We start from the raw sequence: 15,398 nt of genomic DNA, 5'->3' as shown, positions 1-15,398 counted from the left end.
CATCTGCGTTCCCGGGTAGTGGCCGATGCTGCCCACGTCGAGCACGTTCTCCGCGTCGACGCCCTCAGCGATCGTGCGCACCCACCCCTCGCCGTACCGTGGAATGTAGAGGTTGCCGAACGTCGTGTCCAGAGCTGCGACCGGCGCGATCACCGGGTCGCCAGGCACGGCCGGCTCGGCGCTCGGCTCGGATGGCGCCTCGGTGGGCGGCGCGTCCTCGCCCCAGCTCTGGCGCAGCTCGGCCGCTTGATCGGTCTGCCTGCCTGCGATCACGGCGTCGTTCCACCACAGCTGCCATGCGAGGAACAGCAGAACGAGGACCCCTGCGGTCATCAGCAGCTCGCCCAGGACACCGAAGAAGGAAAGGCGACGACGCGCCGGTCGGCGCCGGCGCCGAAACTCTTCCACGGATGCCGGAGCGGTCATGGCAGGAGTCTAAGTGCGTCACTGTCGCCATCGGCGCCGGTGAGGACGTCTCTCAAGAGCACCGTCCGAGATGCCTCCGCGGATGCGATCATCCGACGTCGAACTCGCCTACGAGGGTGGTTCCGTCCGAGTCGTAGACGGGGATGGTGTGGATGATGCCTGCGTTCTGTTCCTGCCATTCGAGGGCGTCCTCGGGCGTGGTGAAGGAGCGTTGAGCGGTGGTGCCGTCGGCGTCTTCGAGGTCATGGCGATGCACGTAGCCCTGCGTGCCGTTGCTTGCGGTGACGGCGATGAGGTCTGGATTGCCGTTCTCATTGATGACGCCGTAGCTCTGGCCGGCGGCGTTCTCCGCCCACGCGGTCGTCTCGGACGTGGCGTAGGCGACGATCGCCCGCCATTCACTTCCCGCCGAAGCGGTGACGGTGAACTCTCCATCGGGGGCGTCGGTGAGGGGAGTGAAGAAGGAGTCGAAGCCCGGCACCTCCTCTGGTCGGAGGAAGTCGTTCGCGGAGCAGGTGAGACTCGATCCTCCGGTGAGCGTGAAGGTGCCCGGGGTGAGGCAGTGCAGCGAGACGGTCAGCCCTGTCGCGCCGTCAGGTGCGGGTCCGAGCTGGAGGGTCGCGGTGCCGGTGTAGGTGCCGGCGGCGGACGCGCTGACCGGCGTGACGACCGCGGCGCCGGGGAGAGGGAGCAGGCCGGTGGCGGCGGCTGTGGCGGTACCGGCGAACAATGCGACCGCGCCGATTCCGCCGCCCAGCAGCCACCGGTGCCGGCGGGAGCGGGAGGGGGTCTCGACGTGCTCGATCAGCGCGCGCCGGAAGGCGGTGGTGAACTCGTCGCTCATCTGCGGGGCGTTCATGACGGATCTCCTAGCGTCGACTGGACGTAGAGGCTGAGGGTCGGGTGGCCGAGCTGGTCGCGCAGCGCCGCGCGGACGCGATGCAGCCTGGTCCGGGTGGCGCCGGCGCTGAGCCCGAGGAGGGGCGCGGCGTCGGTGGGGCTGTAGCCCTCGATCATCACGAGCGTCACGAGGCGCAGGTCCGCCGGCGAGAGGCGTCCGAGCGCTTTAGCAAGCTGCCGGTCATCGATCACGTCGCGCAGCGCGGCGTCTTCCGCGGAGGGCTGATGGTCGCCGTGGGGGAGAGAGGTCAGGAGGGCGCGGTATCGGTTGCGCCCTCGGCTGAGGTTGCGGGCCGTGTTGGTGACGGTCACGAGCAGCCAGGGGAGGACGGACCCGTTGATGACCTCGACGCTGCGGCGCCGCCGCCACAGCTCGAGGAACGCGACCGCTACCGCGTCCTCCGCGTCGGTCGCGTCGACGAGGAGTCGATACGCGTGCCGGAACACTCGAGCGCGGTGCTCATCGAAGATCGACGCGAACGCCTCACCGTCGCCGGAGGACGCTCGCGCCCAGGCGGCGGCTTCGTCCGTTCTGATCATCCCCACACCTACTAGTGTCCGCAGGTCCTCGCAGCGTTACACCGATCACGACCGGAGGCACGTCCCGTTTGGCGATCGTCCACCGGTAGCTCTGAAGGGCTGGTTCGAGCGTCGGCCTACAGTGAGCCATGAGTAGTCCAGAGCCGAGTCTGCTGACGGACCCGCAGACCCCGGCACACACGTCGCGGACCCGACTTGGTTGGTTGCTTGGCCTCGCACTGTTGGTCATCGCCGTGGGCGCGGTCTTCGTCGTCGGCATCGCCGCTCCGAGCCCTGGCGTGGTCGCGTCACCCGAAGCCAGTCCCCGATCGATCGGTGACTACGACGTCGCCCTCCTCGAACAGCCGGCCGATGTACCGGTGACGATGCCGAAGTACCTCGACGTGGGGAGCGTCGGCACTGGCGGGCTCGACGTCGACTCGTTCCGCCAGCTCACGACCGAAGGCGGCACCACCTACCTCCTCGGGCTCAGCAACTCGACCGAGCTCTGCATGATCGTTGAGCTACCCGGAGACATATCTGGGACGTCCTGCACGACGCCGGAGGACTTCGCAACGACCGCGCTCGCTGTTCGCGTACAAGGCCCTGGGCATGTCGCTGAGGGCTACGTCATCCCAGACCGAATCGCGGACGGGGGCAGCAACCTGCTGACGATCGACCCGCTGCTATCTGCCGCCGAGCGGGACCGTCTGACTGTTCCCGGAGGGTACGAGCTGCAACCTCTCGTGCCGATGAATGACGAGGACCGCGAGACGCTGAGCGAGTGAACCAGGGCAATCGAGCTGACACTCGGCCGCGTCAGCCGCATTCGCCTCGTCCCGTTTGGGGATCCCCTAACGGGACGACCCAAGTCCGATCTAAGGTCAGTAGGCGACGTCAGCGGGCGCTGGCTTCCCGACTCGGCTGTGATCGGGCCGACGGGCTCGGTAGGAAGATCCGGCCAGGAGGACACCTGCAGTCACAGCAGCTAGCGACGTGGCGACGCCGGTAAAGGGCAAGGTGTCCGCGACATCCCACGGGAGAAAGAACGCTCCAGGGTCGGTGAGGGGGTTGATGACCATGAGGAGCCCAACACCAATCAGCGTGACGGGTCGTCCTGGCGAGAGTACGAAGGCGCCGAATATCACGAGCGGGAAGGCGACGGCCCAGACGATCGTTGTGGCGATCCACGTGAAGTCTGACTGTGTGGCGCTGTAGCAACCCTCGTTCAGGCCACCGAGGCACGAGCTCCAGTGCACCAGGAACGCGGCGGCACCAGCAGCCCCGAGCAAGGCGATTGTCCATCCAACCAACTGGCCTGACGTCGCGAGTCGCTTCATGGGCTCAACATAGAACTCGAAGGTGAACCTGAGCTAGATCCACACGGTCGAAGCGAAGGCCACCGCCCCCTCGCCCCGATGAACGATCTCCATACGGAACAAGCGGTCGTTCGACCGTGCCGTGGGCTGCTCAACCGACGATCACGGCGGTACGCAGAGCCAGAACCCAGCTGGTGACGGCGCCGACGACCCCCAAGGCGAGCAGCAGCGACCTCCATCGAGCGTGGGAGCGCGTGCTGACGCGCATCGCTACGACCAGGAGAACGAGGGTCGCGAGGGCGACAGAGCACAGAGCCGGCCACGCGACGTGGAACCCCGTGCACTGAGGAGGAAGGGACTCGTTGCACGCAAACGTGAATCCGTCGAGGAAGACGCCCGCGACGAGGGCGAGGAGAGTGATTACGCCCGCGATCACGGCGGAAGCATTGAGCGACAGTGTCTGCACACCATCACTCTCGGACCAGCGAGTGAACGGCAGGAGCGCACTGGTCCATCCGGGTCGGATCTGTCCCGGAGACCGATCGTTCACCGGTCGCGCCAGCGCGGAAGCAACGTCGGTCCTGTCCCCGGTTGTTCACCGGGCGCTTCTAGTCTCGGCGCCATGTCGATCACGAAGACCGCCCCTCGGTTGAGTCGGAAGGGCGCGTCGATCCTCCTGAGCGTTCTCGCGGCGGCGGCGGGGGTCCTGTTGTTGATTCACGCGGCGGTGCAGGGGATCGGTGCTGCCACCTTCTGGGGCCCCTGCTGGTCTGACGGATACGAGAGCGCTGCGTGCAACTATCTGCAGTACGAGGCGCCGGCACCCGCATTCTTCTTACCGTTCTGGGTCTGGATCGCGGAGGTCCTGGCCGCTCTCGTTGTCGTCGTCGGAAGCATTGCCGCGGAGCGGCGCATCGTCACGGCCGGTCTTGCGCTCGTCGCGGTGCTGGCGTCGAGTCTGCTCTTCGACATGGTCTTCACGCCGATGATCAACGGTGGATACAGCTCGGCCGACGAGCCGCCAGGATTCGGGCTCATCGGCGCCAGCTTCCTCGCGGTCAGTGGGGTGCTGATGCTCCGCGTCGCGATTCCAACCCGACGATCACTGATCTGACCGTAGGGCGCCGTGGGGGCTGACGCCTGATCGCGAAGGCTCAATAGTTTCGACCCGGGCGGCATGGATTTCCACTCGAGGCCCGTCGCGCGATGATGCGCCTCGCGCCTCGCGCCTCGCGCCTCGGGCCCCGGGTGTCAGGTATCAGGTCTCGGGTTGCGATCAAGCGATCGGCGTCCCGTATGGGGATCGTTCACCGGGTCTGCTGCAAGGGAGAGCGGTCGGATCGATCCGAGTCAAGGGGACGCGCCGTCAGCTGGCGGGGGAGACGTCCGGTGCGACGGTTTCCGGGAAATCTGCTGGTGTGTGCGCCGTCTCGTGGGTGAGGGTGTCGACTGACCAGGTGCCCGCGTGCAGCCGTAGCGTCGCCTCCTGGGGGAAGGAGTAGGCGTACTCCGGAGCCGCTTCGCCGGTCTCGTACGGACTCCGCTGAAGGGTGGTGCTCTCGGTGAACGTCACCGTGGCCGAGTCGCCCGTGATCTGCACCGAGTTCAGCGCCACCTGGGTCTCGAACGCGGTGAAGGATTCCCCGAGCTCGAGGTAGTGGTCCCGCTGAGCGCGCAGTCGGGCGTCGTCCTCCATGACCGCAGCGAGTCGTTTCGGCGTCGAGGTCGACTCCGGGACGCCGAGGCCGGTGAGCTGCGGCGATCCCTCGACCAGGCTCTGAGCGTTCCGGTGCTCGAGGTCTGCGATTAGTGCCGTCGAGATCGCCTCGTTTTGCGACGACGAGGACGCGAGGCCGGCGATCACCGCTGCGCTGGCTCCCGCAACGCACACAGCGCTCAGGGCTATGACAAGCACTCTGGCAGGACGCACGGCTCTCTCCTCACGGGAAGCCGATGACCGGCTGCCGCGAGCATATCGACCACGGTGGAACTCTCGCCGCCGAGGAATCTTCTGGTCAGCAGTGTCCTGGCCCCCGTGTGTAGCAGTGGGAGGACCGGCATTCCGGCCGTCCCGAAAGAGGGTCGTCCACCGCGTCACTTCGGCGAGCGGGATGCGTCGCGCGCGGGCGCGGGCGGCAGTGTCCCGTTGGACCCGCCCGATGAAATGCCCGGTGACGGGGCGGCTATCGGGACACTGGAGTGGTGGATCAGAAGGCGATGCTGCGCACCCGGGCCGAGGCGCTGGATGACCTCGAGCAGCAGATGCGTTCCGAGGCCGACTTCGCGGGGGAGCGGATCGTGCGGACGGAGAACGGCTTTCGGCTGCAGGAGACGGAGACCTTCACGGTCGAGGTGTGGAAGATGCTGTTCAACTGGCGGCTCGTGGTGATGCCGCCGCACCAGCAGGTCGAGACGACTCACGGGTACTGCTACTTCGGTACCGGCCTTGAGAGCTTGGCTCGCGCGGTCGCCGCCGGCCTGCAGTGGGCAGATCCGATGCACACGGCTCCGGAGGGGTTCGACAAGCAGTCGTTCTGACGTCGCTCTAGATTTCGGTCGTGGCGAGTTCGTCGGGTTGGGGGAGTGCCAGCGCTCGGTAGAGGGTGGTGCGGTCGACGCCGAGCTTGCGTGCCACTGCTGCTTTCGGGATGCCGGCGGTGATGTCCGCTCGAGCTGCAGCGATTTGGTCGGCGTCGAGCCGGCGTTGCCGGCCCGTGTACTTCCCCGCGGCTTTCGCGATGCGGATGCCTTCGGCTTGCCGCTCTCGGATGAGGGAGCGCTCGAACTCGGCGAACGCGCCGAGCAGGTGCAGCATGAGCTGTCCAAGTGCGTCGTCGCCGCCGGGTCCGTAGGTCTGTTGTTCCTTGATGAACTCGACGGAGGCGCCCTTCGCGACGATCTCGTCGACGACGTCGCGGAGATCTCGCAGCGAGCGCGCGAGGCGATCCATCGACGCGACTCGGACGAGGTCGCCATCTCGGACGTAGCGGATGCAGTCCGCGAGGGCGGGGCGGTCGGTACGGGTGGCGCCGGAGACCTTTTCTTCGAAGATCCGGTCGACGGCGCCGATCGCCTCGATTTGCCGATCGAGGTTCTGGTCGGTCGTGCTGACTCGGACGTAGCCGACGGTCTGCGTTCGTTGCGTCACTCCTAGACCTTGACACAGATGTGTAGCGAAAGGGGGAGAAGCGACCCTACTGCTACGCGCGTCGCTTGGTCTCGCTGGTGTTGCTTTGGGGTGTACCTCAGCTGGGCGTCACTGAACGGGTTGCAGACGGTTCGCACGGTGCAGATGCCGGCCAGCCGTTGCTGATGGAGCTAGGTGTGTGAGCACGTCCTGGCGAGCCCGCCGCCCCGAGGGCGGCTGCGATCAGTGAATGCCAACAAGTAGGGGTTGGTCACGATGTCATCGTGACCAACCCCTACTTGAGTCCCATGCTCAGCCGTTACTGGCGGAGGTTCTCTTGCTGAGCGGTGCCGTCGTGCTCCCGCATTCGCTGCGCGAGCTCACTGGTCGCGCTTTTGGAAAGCAGGAGGGAGAGGCAGATCAGTCCGGCCGAGAAGGGCAACCCGAAGAACACCAGGATCCGGGAGATGGCTCCTGCGATCGTGTACAGGTAGTTCTGCTCGACGGTGGCACCTAGGTCAATGAGGACCGCGGGGCTGAACAGGGCGAAGAGGGCGCTGACGGCGCCGATCACGATTCCTATGATGAGCAGTTTTCGGCTGTAGCTGGTGCCCATGGCCTTCTCCTTCGAGAGTGCTGCTAGTGGTGGCTGCCCGAGGGTCAGTAGAACGATCCTGCGACGCCGGTGATACCGATGGCGCTGCCGCGGATCTTCGAGACGGTGATGACTTCTCCGATGGTTACGGTACCGCTACCGCCGCCCCCGCGTCCCAGGCCGCTCCAGTAGGGCTGGTAGGTGAAATCACCGGGCTGACCCACGGGCTTGTAGCCGCGGCCTTCGACGGCGGCTTGTCCGTCCGAAGCGGCATCGACGTCCCACTGGTACGTGTGGGTGGCAGAGGAGTTGACGCCGATGAGGCTGCAGCCGTCTACCGACTCTTGAACACCGGCGCCCAGTGGGAAGATGAAGTTGGTGCGGCTGCATCCCGCGGCGAGGGCGGCGCGCGCTTCGGTGGTGGACTCCGGGGCGATAGTCGCGGTGTCCCCGGAGATCGTGGCGGTGTACTCGGTGCCGTTCTCATCGACGGCGATGAGGGTGCCGGAGAGGTCGGCGGCGGGATCGACGTAGTAGTTCGAGATGTCGATAGTCGTCGGCGCGTCGGGCGACACTGTCAGCGAGACTGCAGTGGGTTCGGCGTGCGCTGCGGGCGCGAGGAGTGCTGCTCCGAGCGTGATGATGGCGGCGGTAGCGAAGTGGCGCGTGTGCTTCATGAATTCCCCCCAGATGGCCGGGTTGTCCCGGCGATGATGTGATGGTGCGGGTCCTAGCGTGGTGCGCGTTTCTGCACTCAGTCCAACTGGACTTCTAGGAGCCCGCAAGCCGGACGTCGTCCTCGCTGCTTGTGAAAGCGCTCCATCCGCGCCATAGCGGGGCAATATTTATCCTGTGAATTTTATGAGCAGAGGGAGGCCGGCTGTACCGAGCGTGGTTCCGCTCAGACCGATGCAGTGTGCGCGACAAGTGCGACGGCGTCAAAAGTGCACGTTCACTGGGCGAATAGTGCTCGATGCCTGGATGCCAGGTGGGCGCTGCGTGGCTGCTTCCTCTAATTCAGGAGTGAGAGCCGTATGAGTGGCAGCGTGGAGGGTGTTCAAGGGAAGCAAGAAGAGACGAAGGAGTACATCATGCGCACCAGCACGAGCAACGAATTCGACACCAGCTCGGCCAACCGTCAGAACCACTCGGGACACGGCTTCCGCCGGCCCCGACTCGCTGCGGGCCTGCTCGCAGCATCACTCACCGTCGCGGTACCGGTCGTAGGCGCCGCGCCGGCCTTCGCGGACACCACCGCCCGGACGACCACGGCCGTCGCGGACTCCGGCCGCGCCACTGGCGTCACCGAGGGCGCGAACAGCGGCGCTGCCGGTCAGTGCACATGGGGCGCGAAGGAGAAGTTCTTCGAGGCGACGGGGCTGCGTCCCGCAATCTACGGCAACGCCCTCGACTGGGACACCAGCGCGGCCGCGAACGGCTGGACCACGGTCCTCGATGCTCAGGCTCGCAGCATCGTCGTGTTCGAGCCCGGCGTGCAGGGCGCGGACCCCACCTACGGTCACGTCGCCTGGGTCGATTCCGTCGAGCAGCGCGCAGACGGCCTCTACATCAACATCACCGAGATGAACGGCGCCGCCGGACCCGGCGTCTACAACACCCGCACCGTCCAGGACGTCGTCGGCATGTCCTACATCCTCGCTCCGTAGAGACGTCGTGAGGGGTGGGGTGGGCGCTCCGTCGAGTGCCCACCCCTTGTCGTTTGCGGGTGATGAGTTGGGCTAGCTCTACGGAAGCACGTCCGTATCGGCGATGGAGTCGCGTGTCTGTTGTGCGAGCTCGATAGGGATGCCGAGCGGCTGAGTGGTGAGAGGAACCATCTGCTGGTGACGATGCGATCCCACTTCAACGGTGATCGTCGCGCTCTCGCCGTCGCGGATGATGCTCCTGTAGTGGAGGTTCGGGACTTCCTCGGCCATGTTCCGTTCGAGGAGGGCCAGGTCGTAGTGCAGGATCAGCCAGTTCGCCCAGACGGAGGCACTCGGATAGCGTGCCCAACTCGCCTCGGACACGGGTTGCACGTCGAGGTGCGGGCGAAGCGTGTCATGCAGCTGCTCAGCGGTCACGAACGCTGAAACCTCGATGGTGTCGCCGGTGGTGAGGGTGAGGCGTGTCGCAGTGTCGGTGAAGACGATGCCGTCAACGAGGAAGTGACCGGGCGTCTGGGAGTCCTCGAGCCGCGTAAGTTCCGCGAGGAGATTGCCGCGGAACGTAGCGCCGCGCGGAAGAGGCGGGTTAGCCGACAACCTGGTTGATCCAGTCGGGGCAGCGGGTGATACCGACGCAGTAGGAGGTAATGACTCCCTGCGGGTTGCCGTCGACGTTGCGGAAGTCAACGACCGTGCGCACCTGCTGCGTGCGGGTAATGGTCGTGCCGTTGCGCTGCTGGAAGGTCGTGAAGTACTCCCAAGAGGTGCCGGCCTCGGCGCGCGAGCTGTCCGGGTACTGGGTGGCGACACGCGGGACGTTGCGATTCACGTTGTGCTTCGTCCACAGCTTGTTCTGCGCGTCGATCCGAAGCACGACCTTGCGGCCGCGGTGATCGTTCCAGGTCGATCCGACCGGGCTCGCCATGGTGGTCATCCCGCCGCCCGCGACAGCCGAATCAATCACGTTCTGCGGCATCGCAGCCGTCGTGACGACGTAGCTCGTGCTGCTCTCTGCCGCTGTGGCTGCTGGGGCCGTGGCGGCGCCCAGCGCGACCGTCATCGTTGCGGCGGCGAGCAGAGCCGTCATTCGGTTCTTCAGCATGGTGTCCCCCCCAGGTCTGCGCTTCCTCAACGGCTGCGCAGTGTCAGCGTAGAACGGCTGTCACGTGCCGAGCGGTGAAGGACGGATGAACACCGCACAACAGCATTCGCGGCTGAATGCGTGGCCCCCGAATCAGTTCCAGTCAGCCTGGTGGGGCGAGCGGGTGATGTCTGAAACCGAGAACAGGCCGAGAGTGCTTGCTCGCTCGATGCCTCGATAGCCCTGTCCGGAATGAATTCCGGTGACGGGGTGGCCGCCGAGACGCTGACGGCACGGCGAGGCTGGCTGGGTAGGTGAGGGTGTCGACGGACAAGCAGGACGCGACGGCGCAGCGCGATGCGCTGCACGCCGCCGGGGCTCCGCTGGATCGCATCCACGTCGACGCCGGCCGTTCGGGCTCGAACCGGGATCGGCCGGCGCTGCGCGAGGCGATGGCAGCGTGCGACGAGGGCTCGACGCTGCTGGTCACCAAGCTCGACCGGCTCGCGCGATCGCTGCCGGATGCGCGCGACCTGGTGGCGGAGCTGACGACGCGAGGCGTCAGTCTGAGCATCGGGGGAGCGGTGCACGACCCGACCGATCCAGTGGGCCGGCTGCTGTTCAACATGCTCGCGATGGTCGCGGAGTTCGAGGCCGAGATGATCCGGTCGCGCACGCGCGAGGGCATGGCGGTCGCGAAGGCCAAGGGCCGGTTGAAGGGCCGCAAGCCGAAGCTGTCGGCCAAGTTCGAGCAGCTCATGGTGGCCGAGTACCGCACCGGTGAGCACACGGTCGCGGAGCTGGCCGAGCAGTACGGCGTCGGTCGCGCGACCGTCTACCGCGCGCTCGACCGAGCGAAGGCGAAGGGCGACGGATCGCTCGCCCTGTCGCTCACCGAGACGCGCGACGAGGCGGCGTCGTAAACGAAGAGGCCCCCGCTGAGCGTGAACGCTCAGCGGGGGCCTCCGTCGCAACGAGGGGGACGTCACGCACCGTCGCGGTACTCGCGAGGTCGGCGGCGGTACAGACCCCCCCAGGTCGACGTCTGCGGGTCAGTCCGGTTCGTCGTCCCAGGCGATCAGCGGCGGACGCTGGGCGATGCGGGGCATGGGTCCCGTGTTGTCGATCGTGCGGGTGGGCTGGTGGTAGCCGGCGGCGTGCGCGATCGCAGTGAGAGCGTGTCGCGCGTGCTCGTAGTCGAGCTGTTGGGTGACGTGGCGGATGGAGATGTGGGTGCCTTCTGCGAGGGCGGCGGCGAGGGTGAGTATCGCGAGGTCGGCGCTGGTGAGGCCGGTACGTCCGTGGAGGGCGCGGTCGTAGTCGATGGCGTAGACACCCCACCCGGAGTCGTGCAGAATCCACGGCTCGTCAGCGTTCGCGAGGCCGGTCCGGATGAGCAGTTCGGTCGCGGCCTCGCGGCCGTTGTCACCCGCCGCCCACGCGCGCAGCTCGTCGTCCGGATGTGCGCTCGTCATGCTGTGTCCCGTCGTGTCGGTTGCACTGCTGCTGGTGTCCATTCTCTGAGGCCATCCATCCGATAAGCAGAGCGCCGGACGGAGGGGCGAGGCCGTCAAGTGTGACCCGGAGGGTCATCCCCGGAGGGGACGCGGAGCGCTCTTGACGGTCTTGCTCTGGAGGCCAGAGTGCAGCGGCGGATGGACGGCCGGACGCGACGGATGCGCTACAGGCGAGCGCGTCTCGTCGTGCGTCATCCGTTGTGCTCCGGTGCAGGAGCCGGTGTCTCCTCCGTCGCACGTCGGGTGGACCGTCGAGCGCGAGGAGCTGCGCCGATGGTGCCCGGAGCGCGGGCTCCGGTGGCGCGCAGTTCCTTGTCGCTCCATCCGGAGGCGAGCGCCGCGTCCCACGCTTTGCTGTGGGCGTCGCGTGCGTCCTTCGCTGCCTGGTCCGCGGTGTCGACGTCGTTGGTCGCCGCGACGAGGACCCGCACTGCCGCGACCCGTTCTTCGACGGATCGCTCGAGCAGTTCGCGTGCGGAGGCGGCTGCGGCTTCGGGGTCGATTCTCTTGTCTGCCATGCCGCCAGGTTAATCGAGTCGCGCTACGACCACCACTCTCGATCCAGCTGCGCGGATCGGGCACCAGCCACCTTCGGCGGCAGGCGCTTTCGATTCCAATCGGAGGAGCAAGCTATAGGTTTACCCGTGGTAAACCGCTTGCGCCCCTTCCGCTGCGCGGCCGGGTCGGCGCATACTGGTCGTATGGTCCCCGCCTGGGGGCGGGTTCGCTGCGCTGGGCCGGAAGGACGGTGAGGGTCGTGTCGGAGTCGTCACGAGAGGGTCGGTTGTTCGGCCGGCGCCGTCGTGCGAACGTGCCGGGTGTCGCTGCGCGGTCGAAGCGGTACGAGGTATCGGTCACGCCCGAGGAGGATGCGCACCTTCGCGCCCGTGCCGAGGTGCTGGAAGTGACGGTGCCGCGACTGCTGTTCGAGTCCGCGATGAACGCCCAGGTGCGCACGGACACGGAGTGGCGGTTGGTGGTTGCTGAGCTGTTCCGGGCGTCGAAGCTGTTGCAGAAGACGTCGGACAACATGAACCAGCTCGCGCGGTTCGCGAACAGCACGGGCCAGTTCCCGGCCGAGGCTGTTGAGGCTGCGGAGGAGTACCGACGGGTGCGACGCCTGATCGAGGCGACGGCAGACCGGCTCGGTGGACGGTGAGAACGAACATCACGCGCGGCACGCGCATGCGTGGACTGATGGGCTACCTCGTCGGTCCCGGTAAGACGAACGAGCACGAGGAGCAGCACCTGATCGCGGGGGATTCCGCGATCATGGCTGAGTACGGGCATGAGGTTTTGGACGGCGCTGCGGCTGCGGCAATCGCTGCTGATCTGGACCGACCGCGGGAGCTGTTCGGCGTCGAGGTGACGCGCAACAAGGTGCGCACCGACGAGAACGGCGAGGCGGTTCGGGACTCGGCCGGCGCGATCGTGAAGGATCGCGTGGCGGCTGATGTGTGGCATTGCTCGCTGTCGCTGGCGGCGGAGGAGGGCCAGCTCACAGACGAGCAGTGGGGCCGAATCTCGACCGACTTCGTGCAGCGGATGGGTTTCGCTGGCGAGGACATCGGCAAGGCCGATTGCCGGTGGGTCGCGGTGCGTCATGGCCTGTCGAAGAACGGCAACGACCACGTGCACATCGCCGTGTCGCTGGTGCGCGAGGACGGCACGAAAGCGTCGGTGCACAAGGACTACGAGCGGTCGCAGACGATCAGCCGTGAGCTGGAGCGCGAGTACGGGTTGCAGGTCTACCAGGCGCCGGAGCGCGAGTTCCCGGAGCGCGGTGTGCGGCCGGGAGCGCGTGAGTCCGCTGCACGTCGCGGGCACGTCGAGCCGGACATGCAGCGCCTCGAGCGCGCGGTGCGCGCTGCCTCATCCGCGTCGCAGGATGAGAGCGAGTTCGTTCGCCGTCTGCGCCAGGGCGGGGTGCTGGTGCGGCCTCGTTTCGCGACGGGCCGTGATGACGTGATCGCCGGCTACTCGGTCGCGCTGCGGCCGACGAACGGTGAGAAGGCGATCTGGCACGGCGGCGGCCGGCTCGCGCGCGACCTGACCTTGCCGGAGCTGCGGAAGGGCTGGCCGGACCAGCCGGAGTCCGCGTCGGATGCGGCATCCGAATGGCGCGCTACAGCGAAGAATCCCTGGCAGTACACGCCGGTCAACCCTGGCCGGGAGACGGCGGAGCCGGCCCCCGAGCTGTTCGAGGCGTACGCGGCGGACATGGACCGACTGCACGACTACATCAGGTCCGTGGACCCCTCCGACAAGGCCACGTGGGCGCACGTCGCGCGCGAGACGGCCGGCGCCTACGCGGCGTGGTCCCGGCGCATGGAGCCCACCCCGGGACCGCTCGCGGACGCTGCGCGATCGCTCGCCCGCTCGGCGCACCTGCGGGCGCACGAGACGCGGCCGCGGCCCGCGATGATGCCCTCGACGGCGGCGTACTCCGCATTGATCATGGCCGCGGCGGGGAATAAGAAGAATGCAGCCGCGGAGCTGCTGCTGCTGAACCAGTTCGCGCGCTTGACGCACGCGGTCGCGTCGGCTCACAAGGCAGCCGGTGATGCGCGACGGATGCGCGAGCTGTCGCAGACGTTGCGGGGTCAGTTGTCCGCTGTTCGCGACGGCTACCAGGTCGTCGTGAAGGCCGAGAAGGTCGCGGAGAACGAGCGGGCCTGGCAGGCGCTCCCGGAGGAGCTCAAAGACGTTCGCCGGCTGTCCCAGACCAACTTCGGGTCGGGCAGTCCCGTACCCACGAAGCTCACCAAGGCTGACCGGGAGCGCGAGGAAGCGATGCTCGCGGACCGCGCCCGACAGTCTCGGCAGGGACCTGACCAGGACCGCGGCGACCGTGGCCGATAGACGATTCACCAAGGCAAGGGGAGGAAGTCATGAGTGACGACGACGAGGTAGGCCAGGAGGTCGGTCAGAACGTCCGGATCGCGTTGACCATCGCGATGCAGATGGGCGAGAAGTTCGCCCGGCTGCGCGAGGAGCTGGCCCGTGACGCGCAGGCACGCTCCGCCGCGCAGGCGCGCGAGCTGTCGGCCCGTTTCGACGCCGAGCGCGGCGCTGCACGCGCGACGTTGCAGGTCGTGGACCGGCCCGACTGGTGGGAGAAGGCGAGCATCCAAGACATCTCGAAGGTCGCGGAGACGGCGCAGGCGTGGAAGAACCACGACCCGATCGCGGAGCGCGCGTCGGCCGTCGTTCAGCGCGAAGTGTTCGAGCGCTACGGCGTCGACACCGCCGTGTTGCGCGACGCCGCCGGTCAGGCGAAGTCGGAGCTGGACCGGGCGAAGGAATGGGCCACCAACTCCGCGCCGGAGCACTACCACCGCCACGACGACGACCGCCTCACCATGGACATACGCGGCCGCGCAGAGCCGGACGTGAACGCGGAGCGCGCTCTGATCACCGACTACCGCGCGGCGCTCGCGGGCGACGCCGGCACCCTCGAACTCTCCGCGGCCGAGGAGTGGAAGCGCGACACCGACCCGGCCGGGTTCCAGGACTACCGCGTGCAGACGTCGATCGACTGGAACGACGGAGAGTTCCGCACCGCGGACCCCGCGGCCGTCGCTGCTGCACGAGCCGCGCTGGTCGAGGAGTGGAAGGACACGGTAGCTCCCGAGCGTGCTCGAGCGGGAGCTGAGGTCACGGAGGCACAGCTACTGATCGCGGAAGCCGACCGCCTCGACCGCGCGAACGACGCCCGCAACCAGGAGGCCGCTCGAGAAACCCCCGGCGCGTCCGACGTCGACAACGGGCGCGCGGAGATGGCTGCACAGCTCGAAGCGCGCGCGAGCGACTACGACCGCGACGCGGCCGCCGGCGGCACTACCAACGCGACTCCCGACGAGCTGCGCGAACTGGCCTCCGACGCGCGCGCTCAGGCACAGCTCTTCCGCGACGACGCCCCCGCAGAACGCCAGGAGGCCGCACAGGGCACCGGAGGCCCGTCCACGGAGTCGGCGCCGCCCGCGACAGATCCGCGCGCGTCAGCGTCGCGTGAGGCCGGAGAGATCGCTTACGACAGCGCCGAGCGTCGACAGTCGACCATTCAGGCGATGGAAGCCAAGGGAGTCCCCCCGCACGTCATCGAGGCGCGGATGAGCGCCGACAGCGCGCACGCCACCCCGCCCAGCGCCGCGGTGACGTCGAAGGCTCCGATGAGCACCGTCCCTCAGACGCGGCGCGGTCGTGGCCAGGGGCAGGGCGCCGATCGCGCGGACCTGAGCCGCTAG

General features: G+C 67.5%; 20 protein-coding genes and 1 pseudogene. 8 read left to right on the top strand and 13 right to left on the bottom strand.

Features of this window, described 5'->3' with window-relative positions:
- The 3 genes and pseudogenes from C5C44_RS13680 to C5C44_RS13670 form a co-directional block, all read right to left on the bottom strand.
- Nucleotides 1-426 (bottom strand): annotated as a pseudogene (locus C5C44_RS13680) (class E sortase); the annotation flags it as partial.
- An 88-nt stretch (nucleotides 427-514) separates the two neighbouring features.
- Nucleotides 515-1,285 (bottom strand): peptidase M56 family protein, encoded by a 771-nt coding sequence (locus C5C44_RS13675; protein ID WP_104224251.1) that lies wholly within the window; start codon nucleotides 1,283-1,285, stop codon nucleotides 515-517.
- Complete coding sequence (locus C5C44_RS13670) at nucleotides 1,282-1,866, bottom strand: RNA polymerase sigma factor (protein ID WP_104224275.1); 585 nt, start codon at nucleotides 1,864-1,866, stop codon at nucleotides 1,282-1,284. Before C5C44_RS13670 ends, C5C44_RS13675 begins: the two co-directional genes overlap by 4 nt.
- Nucleotides 1,867-2,087: 221 nt before the next feature.
- Between C5C44_RS13670 and C5C44_RS13665 the strand changes: the two genes are divergently transcribed.
- On the top strand, nucleotides 2,088-2,633 hold the full coding sequence (locus C5C44_RS13665; protein WP_146081575.1) for a hypothetical protein: 546 nt from the start codon (nucleotides 2,088-2,090) through the stop codon (nucleotides 2,631-2,633).
- A gap of 96 nt (nucleotides 2,634-2,729) precedes the next feature.
- On the opposite strand, the gene C5C44_RS13660 is transcribed toward C5C44_RS13665, so the two are convergent.
- Nucleotides 2,730-3,185 carry a hypothetical protein gene (locus C5C44_RS13660; protein WP_104224249.1) on the bottom strand — a complete coding sequence of 152 codons (456 nt, stop codon included), beginning with the start codon at nucleotides 3,183-3,185 and terminating at the stop codon, nucleotides 2,730-2,732.
- Nucleotides 3,186-3,315: 130 nt separating this feature from the next.
- A complete protein-coding gene (locus C5C44_RS13655; RefSeq protein ID WP_104273615.1) occupies nucleotides 3,316-3,600 on the bottom strand; it encodes a hypothetical protein in 285 nt (94 codons plus the stop codon).
- 186 nt (nucleotides 3,601-3,786) lie between these two features.
- On the opposite strand from C5C44_RS13655, the gene C5C44_RS13650 reads away from it, so the two are divergent.
- Nucleotides 3,787-4,278, top strand: coding sequence for a hypothetical protein (locus C5C44_RS13650; RefSeq protein WP_104224247.1), 492 nt, complete (start codon nucleotides 3,787-3,789; stop codon nucleotides 4,276-4,278).
- Between the two features lie 252 nt (nucleotides 4,279-4,530).
- On the opposite strand, the gene C5C44_RS13645 is transcribed toward C5C44_RS13650, so the two are convergent.
- A complete protein-coding gene (locus C5C44_RS13645) occupies nucleotides 4,531-5,028 on the bottom strand; it encodes a hypothetical protein (protein ID WP_146082268.1) in 498 nt (165 codons plus the stop codon).
- 338 nt (nucleotides 5,029-5,366) lie between these two features.
- Between C5C44_RS13645 and C5C44_RS13640 the strand changes: the two genes are divergently transcribed.
- A complete protein-coding gene (locus C5C44_RS13640; RefSeq protein WP_146084345.1) occupies nucleotides 5,367-5,702 on the top strand; it encodes a hypothetical protein in 336 nt (111 codons plus the stop codon).
- A 7-nt stretch (nucleotides 5,703-5,709) separates the two neighbouring features.
- On the opposite strand, the gene C5C44_RS13635 is transcribed toward C5C44_RS13640, so the two are convergent.
- The 3 genes from C5C44_RS13635 to C5C44_RS13625 form a co-directional block, all read right to left on the bottom strand.
- A complete protein-coding gene (locus C5C44_RS13635; RefSeq protein WP_104336010.1) occupies nucleotides 5,710-6,312 on the bottom strand; it encodes a recombinase family protein in 603 nt (200 codons plus the stop codon).
- A 298-nt stretch (nucleotides 6,313-6,610) separates the two neighbouring features.
- A complete protein-coding gene (locus C5C44_RS13630) occupies nucleotides 6,611-6,907 on the bottom strand; it encodes a hypothetical protein (RefSeq protein WP_104224243.1) in 297 nt (98 codons plus the stop codon).
- Between the two features lie 44 nt (nucleotides 6,908-6,951).
- Complete coding sequence (locus C5C44_RS13625) at nucleotides 6,952-7,563, bottom strand: hypothetical protein (protein ID WP_104224242.1); 612 nt, start codon at nucleotides 7,561-7,563, stop codon at nucleotides 6,952-6,954.
- Nucleotides 7,564-7,977: 414 nt separating this feature from the next.
- Here C5C44_RS13625 and C5C44_RS17455 point away from each other — a divergent pair, with 414 nt between their 5' ends.
- Nucleotides 7,978-8,553, top strand: a complete 576-nt coding sequence (locus tag C5C44_RS17455) for a CHAP domain-containing protein (protein ID WP_219812933.1) — start codon at nucleotides 7,978-7,980, stop codon at nucleotides 8,551-8,553.
- 78 nt (nucleotides 8,554-8,631) lie between these two features.
- Here C5C44_RS17455 and C5C44_RS13615 read toward each other — a convergent pair whose 3' ends face one another.
- Both C5C44_RS13615 and C5C44_RS13610 read right to left on the bottom strand, forming a co-directional pair.
- Entirely contained in the window at nucleotides 8,632-9,150 is a 519-nt protein-coding gene (locus C5C44_RS13615; protein WP_104224240.1) for a hypothetical protein, read from the bottom strand.
- Nucleotides 9,140-9,655: a hypothetical protein gene (locus C5C44_RS13610; RefSeq protein ID WP_104224239.1), complete on the bottom strand. Its 516-nt coding sequence runs from the start codon at nucleotides 9,653-9,655 to the stop codon at nucleotides 9,140-9,142. Before C5C44_RS13610 ends, C5C44_RS13615 begins: the two co-directional genes overlap by 11 nt.
- Nucleotides 9,656-9,948: 293 nt before the next feature.
- Between C5C44_RS13610 and C5C44_RS13605 the strand changes: the two genes are divergently transcribed.
- The gene (locus C5C44_RS13605; protein WP_104224238.1) at nucleotides 9,949-10,557 is read left to right on the top strand and encodes a recombinase family protein; all 609 of its coding nucleotides are present in this window, start codon (nucleotides 9,949-9,951) and stop codon (nucleotides 10,555-10,557) included.
- Nucleotides 10,558-10,686: 129 nt separating this feature from the next.
- Here C5C44_RS13605 and C5C44_RS13600 read toward each other — a convergent pair whose 3' ends face one another.
- Entirely contained in the window at nucleotides 10,687-11,109 is a 423-nt protein-coding gene (locus C5C44_RS13600; protein WP_104224237.1) for a hypothetical protein, read from the bottom strand.
- Nucleotides 11,110-11,342: 233 nt separating this feature from the next.
- Entirely contained in the window at nucleotides 11,343-11,669 is a 327-nt protein-coding gene (locus C5C44_RS16765; RefSeq protein WP_146082265.1) for a hypothetical protein, read from the bottom strand.
- Between the two features lie 266 nt (nucleotides 11,670-11,935).
- On the opposite strand from C5C44_RS16765, the gene C5C44_RS13595 reads away from it, so the two are divergent.
- The 3 genes from C5C44_RS13595 to C5C44_RS13585 are packed head-to-tail and all read left to right on the top strand — an operon-like array spanning nucleotide 11,936 to nucleotide 15,398.
- A complete protein-coding gene (locus tag C5C44_RS13595; protein ID WP_258062948.1) occupies nucleotides 11,936-12,310 on the top strand; it encodes a plasmid mobilization relaxosome protein MobC in 375 nt (124 codons plus the stop codon).
- A complete protein-coding gene (locus C5C44_RS13590; protein WP_104224236.1) occupies nucleotides 12,307-14,013 on the top strand; it encodes a relaxase/mobilization nuclease domain-containing protein in 1,707 nt (568 codons plus the stop codon). Before C5C44_RS13595 ends, C5C44_RS13590 begins: the two co-directional genes overlap by 4 nt.
- Nucleotides 14,014-14,042: 29 nt before the next feature.
- Nucleotides 14,043-15,398 carry a hypothetical protein gene (locus tag C5C44_RS13585; protein WP_104224235.1) on the top strand — a complete coding sequence of 452 codons (1,356 nt, stop codon included), beginning with the start codon at nucleotides 14,043-14,045 and terminating at the stop codon, nucleotides 15,396-15,398.

Origin of the sequence: Rathayibacter sp. AY1F6, assembly GCF_002932035.1 — a bacterium.
Lineage (GTDB): Bacteria > Actinomycetota > Actinomycetes > Actinomycetales > Microbacteriaceae > Rathayibacter.
Note: the sequence above shows the minus strand (reverse complement) of the source record. Positions and strands in the feature narration are given on the sequence as shown.